The sequence below is a fragment of the Blastococcus mobilis genome (assembly GCF_900188025.1).
GTDB classification, from domain to species: Bacteria; Actinomycetota; Actinomycetes; order Mycobacteriales; family Geodermatophilaceae; genus Blastococcus_B; species Blastococcus_B mobilis.
On record NZ_FZNO01000001.1, the window covers coordinates 229,821 to 243,916 of the forward strand.

The 14,096-nt window shown below is 72.2% G+C and carries 8 protein-coding genes; 6 read left to right on the top strand and 2 right to left on the bottom strand.

The features are described from left to right. Nucleotides 1–9 precede the first annotated feature (9 nt). From CHB94_RS01120 to CHB94_RS01130, 3 genes are read left to right on the top strand one after another with little or no spacing between them, the layout of a single operon-like run. Entirely contained in the window at nucleotides 10–1,452 is a 1,443-nt protein-coding gene (locus CHB94_RS01120) for an APC family permease (RefSeq protein WP_089334728.1), read from the top strand. Continuing rightward, complete coding sequence (locus CHB94_RS01125) at nucleotides 1,452–2,753, top strand: aspartate aminotransferase family protein (RefSeq protein WP_089334729.1); 1,302 nt, start codon at nucleotides 1,452–1,454, stop codon at nucleotides 2,751–2,753. The genes CHB94_RS01120 and CHB94_RS01125 overlap by 1 nt, the downstream gene beginning before the upstream one ends. 2 nt (nucleotides 2,754–2,755) lie before the next feature. Further along, nucleotides 2,756–3,895 (top strand): amidohydrolase family protein, encoded by a 1,140-nt coding sequence (locus CHB94_RS01130; RefSeq protein WP_254920323.1) that lies wholly within the window; start codon nucleotides 2,756–2,758, stop codon nucleotides 3,893–3,895. Nucleotides 3,896–3,944: 49 nt separating this feature from the next. Here CHB94_RS01130 and CHB94_RS01135 read toward each other — a convergent pair whose 3' ends face one another. Further along, complete coding sequence (locus tag CHB94_RS01135; RefSeq protein ID WP_089334730.1) at nucleotides 3,945–4,271, bottom strand: hypothetical protein; 327 nt, start codon at nucleotides 4,269–4,271, stop codon at nucleotides 3,945–3,947. Nucleotides 4,272–4,345: 74 nt separating this feature from the next. Then, nucleotides 4,346–5,809, bottom strand: a complete 1,464-nt coding sequence (locus CHB94_RS01140) for a protein adenylyltransferase SelO (RefSeq protein ID WP_089334731.1) — start codon at nucleotides 5,807–5,809, stop codon at nucleotides 4,346–4,348. Nucleotides 5,810–6,003: 194 nt separating this feature from the next. On the opposite strand from CHB94_RS01140, the gene CHB94_RS01145 reads away from it, so the two are divergent. The 3 genes from CHB94_RS01145 to CHB94_RS01155 all read left to right on the top strand — a co-directional run bounded on the left by CHB94_RS01145 (nucleotide 6,004) and on the right by CHB94_RS01155 (nucleotide 14,077). Further along, nucleotides 6,004–7,176 carry a YncE family protein gene (locus CHB94_RS01145; RefSeq protein ID WP_089334732.1) on the top strand — a complete coding sequence of 391 codons (1,173 nt, stop codon included), beginning with the start codon at nucleotides 6,004–6,006 and terminating at the stop codon, nucleotides 7,174–7,176. Nucleotides 7,177–7,685: 509 nt separating this feature from the next. Then, on the top strand, nucleotides 7,686–8,501 hold the full coding sequence (locus tag CHB94_RS01150; protein ID WP_089334877.1) for a beta-ketoacyl-ACP reductase: 816 nt from the start codon (nucleotides 7,686–7,688) through the stop codon (nucleotides 8,499–8,501). 68 nt (nucleotides 8,502–8,569) lie between these two features. After that, nucleotides 8,570–14,077: an ATP-binding protein gene (locus tag CHB94_RS01155; protein WP_089334733.1), complete on the top strand. Its 5,508-nt coding sequence runs from the start codon at nucleotides 8,570–8,572 to the stop codon at nucleotides 14,075–14,077. Nucleotides 14,078–14,096 lie beyond the last annotated feature (19 nt).

Below are 14,096 nucleotides of genomic sequence, written 5' to 3' on the forward strand. Positions count from 1 at the left end.
AGGAGTGACATGGCAAAGCGGAAGCTTCGACTGTGGGAGGCGCTCGCGCTCTCACTCGGCCTCATGGGTCCGACGCTCGCCATGGCCGGCAACGGCCAGGGCATCATCGGAACGGTCGGCAAGGCCGTGCCGCTGGTCTTCCTCCTGGGCTTCATGGGCGTGGCCCTCGTGGCCTACGGGTTCATCCGGCTGACCCAGCGGTACAACCACGCAGGCAGCGCCTACGCCCTCGTCGGCGCGACGCTCGGCCCGCGCGCCGGCTTCGTCGCGGGCTTCGCCCTCTTCGGCACGTACCTGTTCTTCACCATCTGCACCGCCGCGGTGTTCGGGGCCTTCCTGAACGCGCTCCTCGGATCCCTCTTCGACGCCGGCACGAGTCTCGGCTACGGGATCGCGGCCGTCGCCTGCCTGCTGGTCACGGGTTACATGAACACCCGCGACACCACCACCGTGTCGCGGTCGCTGCTGGCGATCGAGGGCGTGGGCATCGCCGCGATGCTCGTCCTCGTCGTGGCGGTCTTCGGCCAGGGTGGTGCGGACTCCACCGGCGTGGACTTCTCCACCTTCACGCCCGACGGCGTGGGCCTGAGCGCGGTGCTCGCGGCAGTGGTCGCGGCGTTCCTGTCCTGGGCCGGCTTCGAAGCCTGCGCCGCGCTGGGCGAGGAGACCGACGACCCGCGGCGGAACATCCCGCGCGCGCTCTTCGGCTCCGTCCTGCTCACCGGCGTCCTGTTCGTCGTGGTCATGTTCGCCCAGACGATCGGCTTCGGCACCGACGAGTCCGGACTCGCCGCCTTCCAGGGCTCCGGGAACACCCTGGGCGACCTCGGCGAGGGCTATGTCGGCCACTGGTTCGGGCTGCTGCTGCTGATCACGGCCGTGCTGTCGGCGTTCGCCTCCAACCTCTCATCGGTCATGGCCTCGGCCCGGCTCGCGATGGCGCTCGCCCGTCACGGGTTCGGCCCACGGCAGTTCGCCGCCATCGACCCGGCGCACCGGACCCCCCGCAATGCCGTCCTCGCCATGGCCGCCGTCGGCATCGTCGTCAACCTGGTGACCTGGTTGACCGGTTGGCCGGTCATGGGCACCGGTGACGCGGCGATCGACGCCTACTTCTTCTTCGCCGTCGTCGGCGCCACGTGCCTGCTCTTCGCCTACCTGCTCGTCGAGGTGGCGGTCTTCGCTGCCTGGCGCAGGGGCCAGGTCACCGTCCGTACCGTCGAACTCGTGCTCCCGGCGCTCGGAGGCCTGTTCATCCTGGTCGTGATCTTCTACAGCGTGAAGGACGCCAGTGGCCTGTCGCCGGCCTTCGTCGCCATCGGCTGGGTCGTGTTCGGCCTGCTCGTCGCCCTCTTCGCCGGCGGTCTGGCCGACCGGATCGGCGCATCCCTCACGCAGGAGCTCGACGACGTCGACAAGGACCACACCTTCATCGACTCCGAGGTCCGCTGATGCACGAGGCCGCAGAGCGCCTGTACGACCGTGATCGGATCATCGCCGGCGTCGAGAAGCTCCGGTTCTTCCCGCTGGCGCTCGAGTCGGGCCAGGGATCCTGGCTCGTGGAGGCCGGCGGTCGCCGGTTGCTCGACATGTCCGCGACGTGGACGGCCTGCTGTCTCGGGCACGGCCACCCGGCCGTGCGTGAGGCCCTGCTCCGGGCGGCGGCCGCGCCGCCCGGAGCAGGGGCGCTCAGCGCCGTGCACGAGGACGCCGTCGCGCTGGCCGAGGAGCTCCTGAAGCTCACGCCCGGCTCCGGCGACCGCCGCGTCTATCTCGGCCATGCCGGAACGGACGCCAACGACGTCGCCGTCCGGTGCGCCGTCCACGCGACCGGCCGCCCGAAAGTGCTCGCCTTCGAGCACAGCTACCACGGTGGCATCGGGGTCGCGATGAAGGCGTCCGGTGTGCACGTCGAGGCCGGCAGCGTCGCCCCGGACGAACAGGTGCTGTTCACGCCGTACCCCGACCCCTACCGGAACCGGGAGGGGTACACCGAGGTCCTCACTGCCCTCGACGAGGCCCTGGCCGGCCAGGACGTCGCCTGCCTGCTCGTGGAGCCGATCCTCTCCGACGGCGGCCTGGTCGTGCCGCCCGACGGCTTCCTCGCCGACGTGGCCGCCCGGTGCGCGGCGACCGGCACGCTGCTGATCTGCGACGAGGTGAAGGTCGGCCTCGGCCGACCGGGGAGCTGGCACGCGTTCACCCACGACGGGATCACCCCGGACATCGTCACCTTCGGGAAGTCGCTGGGAGCGGGCGTGCCGATCTCGGCGGCGGTCGGCCCCGCCGGGGTCTTCGACGAGCCGGGCGCGTCGGCGTTGCTGACGCAGGCGGGTAACCCGTACAGCGCCGCCACTGCCAGGGCCGTCCTCGCGACGATGACGAAGGAGGGGCTGGTCGAGCGGGCGGCCGCAGCCGGCCGCCGGCTCCGGCACGGCCTGCGGCAGGCCACCGCGCACCTCGACGTCGTCGGTGAGGTGCGTGGTCGGGGCCTCGCGATCGGCGTGGATCTCGTGACGGACCGGGCCAGCCGCGGCAAGGATCCACGACTGGTCGCCAAGACCGTGTACCGCGTGTGGGAGCTCGGCGGCGTGGTCTTCTACGTGGGCGGCAACGTCCTCGAGGTGACCCCGCCCCTGGTGATCACCGACGAGGAGGTCGACCGGGCCGTGGAACTGCTCGCGCAGGGCATCGAGGAGGCGGCCGCCGGCAAGGTCAGCGACGCCCAGGTCGCGCCGTTCGCGGGGTGGTGACGGTGGATCTGCAGGCGTACCCCGGGCCACTGGGGGAGACGGTCGCGAGCCTCCCGCTCGTCGACCACCACGTGCACGGCGCGCTGCGGGCGTCGGTCGACCGGCCGACGTTCGAGTCGATGATCAGCGAGGGACCGAAGGCGCCCTCGGCGGGGACCCAGTTCGACTCGCAGATCGGCTTCGCCATCCGACGTTGGTGCGCACCCCTCCTCGATCTGGACCCGCACGCGTCCGCCGACGACTACTGGGAGCGCCGGTGCGCGCTGGGGGAGGACGAGGTGAACCGGCGCCTGCTGCGGGCGGCGGGCACCGCGAACTACCTCATCGAGACCGGCTACCTCGGGGACGCCGTCCTGACGCCCGCGGAGCACGCTGAGGTGGCGGCTGCCGACGCCCGCGAGGTCGTCCGGCTCGAGACGGTGGCCGAGGGGCTCCTCCAGCGGGTGGCGTCGGGGCGCGCGTTCGTTGCCGACTACCCGTCGGTGCTCGCGGAGGCGACACGGTCGGCGGTCGGGACCAAGAGCATCATCGCCTACCGCGCGGGTTTCGACGTCGACCCCGGACGCCCGTCCGACGACGACGTCGCGGCGGCCGCCGAACGCCTGCTGCGGTCGCTCGGTGACGAGATCCGGCTCGACGACCCGGTGCTGCTGCGGTACCTGCTCTGGTGCGGCGTCGACCGTGGTCTGCCGCTGCAGTTGCACAGCGGGTACGGGGATCCGGACCTCGATCTGCACCGGGCCAATCCACTGCTCCTCATGCCCTGGCTGCGCCAGGTGGAGTCGACCGCGGTCCCGGTCATGCTGCTGCACAACTACCCGTACCACCGTGAGGCCGGCTACCTGGCGCAGATGTTCGACAACGTCTACTTCGACATCGGCCTGGGGCTGAACTACGCCGGCAGCCAGAGCCCCCAGCTCATCGCCGAGTCCCTCGAGGTGGCTCCGTTCACCAAGCAGCTGTACTCGTCGGACGCCTGGGGACCGAGCGAACTGCACTTCCTGGGTTCCTTGCTGTGGCGGCGCGGGATGAGCCGGATCGTCGGGATGTGGGTGCGGGACGGGGACTGGTCCCGCGGCGACGCCGAGCGCGTCCTTCGTCTCGTCGGTCACCAGAACGCCGAGCGCGTCTACCGCCTCTGAGACCGCTCGCCTGACCGGCAGGCGGGTTCGATGCGGGCAGCTGCCGTGCTCAGGCGGCGATCGGGTGGCGGTGGCAGCGCCCACCGGTGGTCGCCCGGGCCGCGCACGGGACACCCGCCTTCGTCCGGCCTCCGCTGTCCCCGCAGCGGGCCGGCGCCGCCGGCTGCTCGGTGGCCGGTGCCGGCACGACCGGACGGAGGAAGGGGAGGACGACGGCCTCGCGGACGGCGACCGGCTCTCCCGGCTCCACGGGAGCGAGGGGAGAGGGAGCCGTCGTCGTCGCGACGAGGCGACGGCCGGCACGTCGGCGCAGAGCGACCGCGACGGTCACGCCGGCGGCGACGGCAGCGAAGGTGGCGACAGGGCTGGGACGCATGCCTGTGTCATCGGCACTCCCCGTCACGGACGGAACGCTCGACACCCGGGGAAAGGCCGACGGCCGCACCGGCCTCAGGTGCCGCAGAACGTCCGATAGGCGCCGAAGTCCTGCGGTGCGGGGGCGGCGTAGCGCTCGAGACCGGGGCGCTCGTCGTAGGGAGCGGCCACCGCCTCCAGAAGGCGGTCGAGCGGACTCAGGTCGCCCTCGCCGGCGGCCGTGAGGGCCTCCTCGACGAGGTGGTTGCGCGGGATGTAGACGGGGTTGACCCGGTCCATCCCGTCGGCCTCCGGACCGAGGTCGCGCCAGCGCGCCACCCAGCGGTCGAATCCGGCGAGATCGAGGAACAGGAGGCGCGCCGGCTCGACGTCGCCGCGTGCGGCCGCGCCCAGGAGGCGGAAGAACGACGTGTGGTCGACATGGTTGCCCTGGAGCAGGGCGAGCAGCTCGTCGACCAGCGGGGACACGACCGCGTCGTCGAGGCCTGCGGGAAGGCCCACCTTCGCGCGCATGCCGGTCGACCAGGCTGCGTCGTACTGCGGACGGAACGTGCCGAGGGACTCGACCGCGAGTGCGACCGCCTCCTCCCGGTCCGCGGAGAGGAGGGGGAGCAGGGCCTCGGCGAGCCGGGCGAGGTTCCACTCGGCCGCCAGCGGCTGGTTGCCGTAGGCGTAGCGCCCGCCGTGGTCGATGGAGCTGTAGACCGTGGTCGGGTCGAAGGCCTCCAGGAAGGCGCACGGCCCGTAGTCGATCGTCTCGCCCGAGATCGTCATGTTGTCGGTGTTCATGACCCCGTGGACGAAGCCGACGAGCATCCACTGCGCCACCAGCGACGCCTGCGCGGCGACGACCGCCTCGAACAGCGCCAGGTGCGGGTGCCCGGCCTGCGCGGCGGCGGGGTGGTGGCGGGTGATCGCCTGGTCGGCGAGGCGACGCAGCAGCTCGACGTCGCCGGTGGCCGCCGCGTACTGGAAGCTCCCGACGCGCAGATGGCTGCTGGCCACCCGGGCGAGCACGGCTCCGGGTAGCAGGGTTTCCCGCCGCACCTGCCGTCCCGTTGCCACCACGGCGAGGGAGCGGGTGGTGGGGATGCCGAGCGCGTGCATCCCCTCGCTGACGACGTACTCGCGGAGCATCGGGCCGACCGCGGCGAGGCCGTCGCCGCCCCGCGCGAACGGCGTGCGCCCGGAGCCCTTGAGGTGGAGATCGCGCAGCCGGCCCTCGCCGTCGGACAGCTCGCCGAGCAGCAGCGCGCGCCCGTCCCCGAGGCGCGGGACGAAGCCGCCGAACTGGTGCCCGGCGTAGGCCTGCGCCACCGGGGTGGCACCGTCGGGAACGAGATTGCCGACGAGCAGGCGCAGGCCTGCGCGGCTGCGCAGCCAGGCGGGGTCGAGTCCGAGGTCATCGGCCAGCGGCTCGTTGAGCACGAGCAGCCGGGGGTCGGGAGCCTCCTCGGCCTGCCAGCGAAGGGCCATCTCCGGAAGCTCGCGGGCGAAGCGGTCGTCGAGGCTGACGGTCGGTGGCGGGGCGACGCTCACCCGACCGAGACTACGTGGACAACCGGACCGGGGAGCCGCCCCGGCGTCCGGACCTCGGGACGTGCGCGGAAAGCCGTCGCCATGGGTCCGTCTGCGTCCGAACGGCGCATCACTCCCTTGCGACCGGTGCCGCGCCGCTCGACCATGCAACTCCACGGGCATGCATCTCCACGAGCGTCGGATGGAGATCTTCCATGAACCGCAACGACCCGGTCGTCCATGGAAGGCACCGACGGCGGCCGAGCGGGAGCCAGGCCGCCCTCACCGTCGTGGTCCTGGCGGTGCTCGCAGGTGTGCTCGTCGTCGTGGTGCTGGCGGGGGGCCGGGTCGACATGCCCTCGGAGGGCCGCGCGGAGGCCTCGGCTCCCCGCCCCGTAGGGGAGAGTTCGAGCCGGGCGCACCAGCACGCGCCGGCGACGTCGACGGGCACTCCTCCGCCGGCGGCGAGCGGGGCCAGCCCTGCGGTCGGGACGGCGATGACCGTCGGACGGGCGCCGCACCACGTCGCGGTCTCACCCGACGGCACGTTCGCCTATGTCGCTGATCCGGCCGCCGGCGCCGTCATCCGGCTCAGCACGAGGGCGGACGAGCCCATGGTCGTCATCCCGATCCCGCACGGTCCCCCGCAGATGGTCACCTTCGCACCCGACGGATCGCGGGCCTACGTCTCGATCTACGGCGACGACTTCACCGGGAACCACGTCGTCTTCCTCGACACGCGCACCGAGACCGTGGTCAAGGCCGTCCCGGTGGGGAGGGGCCCGTACGCGGCGGCGACCACTCCGGACGGGCGACTGCTCTACGTGCCCTACTACGACGAGGACTACCTGGACGTGATCGACACCGGCTCCGGCGACCTGGTGGCCCGCATCCCGACGGCGCCCAGCCCACACTGGATCGCCGTGACCGCGGACGGCCGGACGGGATACGTCACCAACCACTTCTCCGACGTGGTGACGGTCGTGGATCTCCGGAACAACGTCGTGGTGACGACGATCCCGGTGGGCGACGGTCCACACAGCATCGAGCTGTCCCCGGACGGGACCCGGGTCTCGGTCGTCAACTACATCAGCGACGACGTCTCGGTGATCGACACGGCCACCAACAGGGTCGTCAGCACCGTGCCGGAGGTGGGCGCCGGACCGCAGGACATCACCTACGCCCCGGACGGCCGGCACTTCTACACGGCGAACGTCGACGAGGGGACCGTGGCCGTGGTCGATGCCGAGAGCGGTGTCGTGACCGCTCGGCTCGCCACCGGTGACAGCCCGACCAGCGTGTCGGTGCTGCCCGACGGGCGGCAGGCGCTCGTCTCGAACTTCGAGGACGGCACCGTGCGCCTGATCGACACAGCCGCTGCCGGCTAGCGGACGAGGGACCGGCGAGGACCTCGGACGAGGCGGGGTCGGGCAGGACATCGCGCGGGGCAGCCCCCCACCGCCGCCGATGGGATCAGCGCGAGGGCGGAGGCGACCCTCGCCCAGTTCTCTTCCGGCCCGCCGGACAGTTCCCGCGACGCACGGCAGCGACCGACACCCGGCCCCGGAGCCGCCCTGGACGACGGAGCCCCGGGCCGGTCGGTCGCAGTTCTGCCGGTGTTCGGAGGGAGACGGGCTGTTCGCACACGCCGTCGAACGTCTCGTGGATCGGCTGCCGAGGCCGCAGGTGTGTGACTCCGCGTGGCCGGCCGGCTGTGCCGCGTGGGGACCCACCGTCGGGTGGTGATCCACCGCCGAAGGCGTCCACCGGGCCCCGTTTGCTAGGGCGTTGTCGCCGCAGGATGCTGCCCGTACCGGCGCCTGAGCGGAGGGCCTCGTCCGCCACCCGGCTCCGGACCTGGATCGAGGCGGCGATGCCCGCCTCCGAGGAGGACCCGGTGACAGCAACGCAGGCGAGCACGACGAGGACCGGCGACAAGCTGCTCGGCAGGGTGGCCTTCGTGACGGGCGGTACCCGGGGGATCGGCGCCGCCATCTGCCGGAGCATGGCCAGGCAGGGCGCCGACGTCGCGGCCGGCTACAGCGGCAACCAGGAGCGGGCCGAGATGTTCGCCCAGGACTTCGCCGGCGCCTACCCGGAGAGCCACATGAGCGTCCACCGCGGAGACATCGCGAACCCGGACGACTGCCGCCGCACCGTCGCGGAGGTCATCGAGCGGCACGGCCGGTTGGACATCCTCGTCAACAACGCCGGCATCACCGCGGATCGCACCGTGCTCAAGATGACCGACGACGACTGGCGTCGGGTGATCGACGTCAACCTGTCCGGCGCCTTCTACCTCTCCCAGGCCGCGCTCAGGCACATGCTCGAGCGCGGCAGCGGGCGGATCGTGATGATCTCCTCGGTCATCGGCGAGACCGGCGGCATCGGGCAGGTCAACTACGCGTCGGCCAAGGCGGGGCTGTTCGGGCTGACCAAGACCCTCGCTCGGGAGGCCGCGATGCAGGTGCAGCGCATGGGCGCCACCGACGGGCTCGGGATCACGGTCAACGCAGTCACCCCGGGCTACACCTCGACGGAGATGCTCGAGAGCGTTCCGGACAAGGTCCTGGACGCGCTCAGGTCGAAGATCCCGCTCGGCCGGCTGGGGGAGCCGGAGGAGGTCGCCCGCGTCGTGCACTTCCTGGCCGCGGACGCCTCCGCGTACATCACCGGACAGGTCTGGGGCGTCAACGGCGGCCTGGACATGTAGTTGGACAGGTAGCAAAGGCACGGCCCACCGGCGTCGACGTGGACTGACCACAAGGGAGAGGTGCACGGGTGTTCGGCCGAATCGCAGTGATCAATCGGGGCGAGCCTGCCGTTCGGCTCATCCGCGCCGTGCGCGAGCTCAACGCAGAGCACGGCGGCGGGACACGTGTCATCGCACTGCACACCGAGGCCGAGCGCCGGGCGACCTTCGTGCGCGCCGCGGACGAGGCCGTCGTCCTCCGCGAGACCGGTGCGGGCAACCCCTACCTCGACCACGACGAGCTGGCTCGTGCCCTGCGCACGAGCCGCGCCGATGCGGCGTGGGTCGGCTGGGGATTCGTCGCGGAGGACCCCGCCTTCGCCGAGCTGTGCGCCGATCTCGGCGTGGTGTTCATCGGGCCGCCACCGGAGGCCATGCGCCTCCTCGGCGCCAAGATCGAGGCGAAGGTGCTCGCCGAGCAGACCGGGGTGCCCGTCGCGCCGTGGAGCGGTGGGCCCGTGGACGGCCTCGAGGACGGCCGCCTGCACGCGGCCGCGATCGGCTATCCGCTCATCGTCAAGTCCAGGAGCGGCGGCGGCGGGCGCGGCATCCGCATCGTCCGTTCCGAGGGCGAGCTGGGGGAGGCGCTCACCCGGACCCAGGCCGAGGCGGAGCGCACCTTCGGCGATCCGGTCATCTTCATGGAGCGGCTGGTCGAGGGAGGCCGGCACGTCGAGGTCCAGGTCATCGCCGACCAGCACGGCACGGTGTGGGCCCTCGGCGTCCGCGACTGCTCGGTGCAGCGGCGCAACCAGAAGGTGCTGGAGGAGTCGAGCTCTCCCGCGCTGACCCCCGAGCAGGACAGGTCGCTGCGGGAATCCTCCGTCGCGCTGGTGAAGGCCGCCGGTTACGTCGGGGCCGGGACCGTCGAGTTCCTCTACCAGCCGGACGAGAAGCTCTTCACCTTCCTCGAGGTGAACACCCGGCTGCAGGTCGAGCACCCGGTCACCGAGGAGACGACCGGCCTCGACATCGTGAAGCTGCAGCTGCACGTGGCCGAAGGTGGCCGGCTCACCGGCGAGCCACCTGCGCAGTCCGGCCATGCCGTGGAGGCGCGGCTCAACGCCGAGGACGCCGAGCAGGGGTTCGCCCCCGCTCCGGGCCGGGTCGAGCTCATGCGGCTGCCTACCGGACCGGGAGTGCGGGTGGACACGGGGATGGGCGTCGCCGACGTCATCCCCCCGCAGTACGACTCGATGATCGCCAAGGTCATCGCCTGGGGGCGGGACCGTCCCGAGGCGCTGGCCCGCCTGCGCTGCGCACTGCGTGAGACCACCGTGGTGCTGCGTGGTGGGACCACGACGAAGTCGTTCCTGATCGATCTCCTCGACCGGCCGGAGGTGGTGGCCGGCACCGCGGACACCGGCTGGCTGGACCGCACCGGGATCGACGGCGGAGACCGTCCCGTGGGTCAGGCCTGGGTGGCGCTGGTCCAGGTCGCGATCGACGTGTCGGACCAGGAGGAGGCGCGGGAGCGTGCGGCGTTCCTCGCCTCGGCCCGCGGCGGTCGACCCCGCGCGCCGCACGAGGCGGGGCGTGTCCTGGAGCTCGGCTACCGAGGGCAGCCCTATCGCCTGGGCGTGGCCAAGGTGGGGCGCGACCGCTACCGGGTGGAGCTCGACGGCCGGTACGTCGACGTCGAGATGGACCGCCTCAGCCCCCTGGAGAGCCGGCTCACGGTGGGGGAGGACCGGTTCTCCGTCGTATCCGTCGAGGCGACCGGATCGCACCTGGTCGAGGTCGACGGCGTGACCCACCGCGTGTCACGCGACGTGGGCGGTCTGGTGCGGGCCCCGGCGCCCGCGGTCGTCGTCGCGGTGCGGGCGTCCGTCGGCCAGGAGGTCGAGGCGGGCCAGACGGTCGTCGTGCTGGAGAGCATGAAGATGGAGACAGCGGTCCGCGCGCCGGTCGCGGGCCGGGTCCGTGAGGTGCTCGCCGGACCCAACACCCAGGTCGACGCCGGTGCCGCACTGCTGAGGATCGAGCCCGCCGGAGACGACGTGGAGGAGGCGACCGGCGAGCGGGCCGCGCTCCCGGACGACGAGGACGTGCAGCCGCGCGCCGCCCGCGACGCCGCCGTGCCGCTCCTGGGCGCACTGCAGGCGCTCATCATGGGATACGACGTCAGCGCCGACTACGGGCGGCAACTCGTGGCCGAGTACGGCACCGCGCGTCGCGAGCTCCCGGAGGACGTTCCGGAGTTGCTGGACGCCGAGCTCGCCGTCCTCACCACGTTCGCCGACCTCTGCGACCTGTCGCGCAACCGCCCGGCCAGCGAGGAGGAGGAGGCCGACCAGCAGGTCCACAGCCCGCGGGAGTACTTCCACGCCTACCTGCACTCCCTGGACGTCGAGCGCGAGGCCCTTCCGGAGAGCTTCCGTGACCGGCTCGCCAGGGCGCTGACCCACTACGGCGTCGAGGACCTCGAGCCCGGGCTCGCCCTCCAGGAGGCGGTGCACCGGATGTTCCTGGCCCAGCAGCGCGTCGGTGACCAGCTGCCGGCCGTGCTCGCGTTGCTGGACCGCTGGCTCACCGCAGAACGGCCACCCACCGGCTCCGCGCGCGCCGACGTGGCGGAGGTGCTGGACCGGCTCGTCGTCGCCACCCAGCTCCGCTACCCGACCGTGGGCGACCTCGCCCGCGCGGTCCGGTACCGCTTCTTCGAGGAGCCCGTGCTCCGCCAGGCCCGGCAGGGGGTCCTCGACGAGGCGCAACGGCTGCTGGACGAGCTCGATGCCGCCGGCGCCCGTGGCGACACCGCCGAGAGCGTGGCGCGCATCGAGGCGCTGGTCGCGAGCCCTGAACCGCTGATCCGGCTGCTGGCGCAGCGGTTCCGGCGTCCGACGCCGGAGCCCGACCCCATCCTCGAGGTCCTCACCCGGCGCTACTACCGCAGCCGCGACCTGCAGAACGTGCGGTCCTTCCTGCTCGGCGGGCAGTCGTCGGTCTCGGCCGACTACGAGCTGGAGGGCAGGCGGCTGCACCTGATCTGCCTGATGGCCGAGGCCGCTGCACTCCCCGACGCCCTCACGTCCCTGTCGGCAGCGGTCGCGGACGTCGACGACCCGTCGCACCTGCTCGTGGACCTCTACCTGTCCTGGCCGGACCGTCCCGCCGACGCCGACACCATGGCGGCGCAGCTGCACGAACGGCTGGCCGCTTTCCCGGCGCTGCAGAGCGTCCGTCGGGTGACGGTGACGGTCTCCACCCTCGACGGCGACGTGGAGGTGGTGACCTTCCGGCCGTCGGAGGGCGACTCGGAGCCGGGTGGTCTGGCCGAGGACCGGCTCATCCGGGGCCTGCACCCGCTGACCGGGCAGCGACTCAACCTGTGGCGGCTGAAGCACTTCGACGGGGTGCGGCTGCCGTCGGCCGAGGACACCTACCTGTTCCACCTCACCGGCAAGGAGAACCCGAACGACGAGCGGCTCGTCGCCATGGCGGAGATCCGCGACCTGACGCCGCTGCGGGACGAGGCCGGCGAGATCGTCACCCTCCCGACGCTGGAGCGGCAACTGACGGCCTGTCTCGACAGCCTGCGGCGGGGACAGTCGCAACGGAGGTCCCGGCGGCCGCTGCAGCACAACCGCATCTACCTGTATGCCTGGCCGTCCATCGAGCTCCCGCTGTCCGAGGTGGCGACCTTCGCGCAGACCGCCGCACCCCTGACGGTCGGCGCTGGTCTCGACCAGATCGTGCTGCTGGCGCGGCTGCAACAGGAGAGCGGCGCGCCCCAGGACGTGGCGCTGCGCTTCTCCTACCGGCCGGGCACCGGTGTCGGCATGGAGGTGACCGAGCGGCCGACCGAACCGATGCGCCCGCTCGACGAGTACGCCGAGAAGGTGTTGAGCTCGCGGGCCCGCGGCGCCGTCTACCCCTACGAACTGACGCCGCTGCTCGCCGGTCCCGACGGGACGTTCGTCGAGTACGACCTGGACGAGCAGGGCCGGTTGGCACCGGTGCAGCGCGCCCCTGGTCACAACCAGGCGGGCATCGTCGTCGGGGTCGTGAGCACGCCGACGAAGCGCTATCCGGAGGGCATGACCCGGGTGGTCCTCTTCGGCGACCCCACCAAGGCACTCGGCACCGTGGCCGAGCCCGAGTGCGCGCGCATCAACGCCGCACTGGACCTCGCCGAGGAGCGGGGGATCCCCGTCGAGTGGTTCGCGTTGTCCTCCGGGGCCCGCATCTCGATGGACAGCGGCACCGAGAACATGGACTGGGTGGCGCGCACACTGCGCCGGATCATCGAGTTCACCCAGGCCGGCGGGGAGATCAACGTCGTCGTCGCCGGGATCAACGTCGGTGCGCAGCCGTACTGGAACGCCGAGGCGACGATGCTCATGCACACCAAGGGCATCCTCGTCATGACGCCGGACAGCGCGATGGTGCTCACCGGCAAGCACTCCCTCGACTACTCCGGCGGTGTGTCGGCCGAGGACAACTTCGGGATCGGGGGCTATGACCGCGTCATGGGTCCCAACGGCCAGGCGCAGTACTGGGCGCCGAACCTGACGGCAGCGACCGAACTGCTGGTGCGGCACTACGAGCACACCTACACCGCGCCCGGTGAGCGCTGGCCGCGGCCGGCCGACACGGACGATCCGCGCGACCGCGACGTCCGCACCTTCCCGCACAGCCACCCGTCGAGCGACTTCACCACGGTGGGCGACATCTTCTCCGCCGACGCCAACCCCGAGCGCAAGAAGCCGTTCGACATCCGCACGGTCATGCAGGCCGTCGCCGACCAGGATCACGAGGTCCTGGAGCGGTGGGCCGGGATGGCCGACGCCGACACGGCCGTCGTCTACGACGCCCACCTGGGCGGCCACCCGGTCGAGGTCATCGGCATCGAGTCCCGGCCGATCCCGCGCCGGGGCAGCTTCCCAGCCGACGGCCCGGACCAGTGGACGGCCGGCACGCTGTTCCCGCGCTCGTCGAAGAAGACCGCTCGGGCCATCAACGCGGCCAGCGGCAACCGGCCGCTGGTCGTGCTGGCCAACCTGTCCGGGTTCGACGGCTCACCGGAGTCGTTGCGGAACCTGCAACTGGAGCTGGGCGCCGAGATCGGCCGGGCGATCACCAACTTCGACGGCCCGATCGTGTTCTGCGTCATCTCCCGCTACCACGGGGGCGCCTTCGTCGTCTTCGCCGGCGTCCTCAACGACAACATGGAGGTCCTGGCCGTCGAGGGCTCCTACGCGTCGGTCCTCGGCGGCGCCCCTGCTGCCGCCGTCGTCTTCACGCGCGAGGTCGACAAGCGCACCGCGGCCGACAGCCGGGTGCGTGACCTCGAGGCCGCGATCGCGTCGGCCCAGGGGGCCGAGCAGGCGCACCTGAGGGCCGAGCTGGCGAGCCTTCGCGCCACCGTCCGCTCGGAGAAGCTCGGCGAGGTCGCCGACGAGTTCGAGTCGATCCACGACATCGAGCGCGCCCGTCGCGTGGGCTCGGTGCACGCCATCATCCCCGCCGCCGAGCTGCGGCCCCGCCTCATCGCCGCCGTCGAGCGGGGGATGGAACGCGCCGGCCGGAGTTGACCCGAGTCGTCCCTGTCGG

Coding starts and splice junctions, on each gene's coding strand:
- CHB94_RS01120 (WP_089334728.1), top strand. CDS start 10: ATGGCAAAGCGGAAGCTTCGACTGTGGGAGGCGCTCGCGCTCTCACTC.
- CHB94_RS01125 (WP_089334729.1), top strand. CDS start 1,452: ATGCACGAGGCCGCAGAGCGCCTGTACGACCGTGATCGGATCATCGCC.
- CHB94_RS01135 (WP_089334730.1), bottom strand. CDS start 4,271: ATGCGTCCCAGCCCTGTCGCCACCTTCGCTGCCGTCGCCGCCGGCGTG.
- CHB94_RS01145 (WP_089334732.1), top strand. CDS start 6,004: ATGAACCGCAACGACCCGGTCGTCCATGGAAGGCACCGACGGCGGCCG.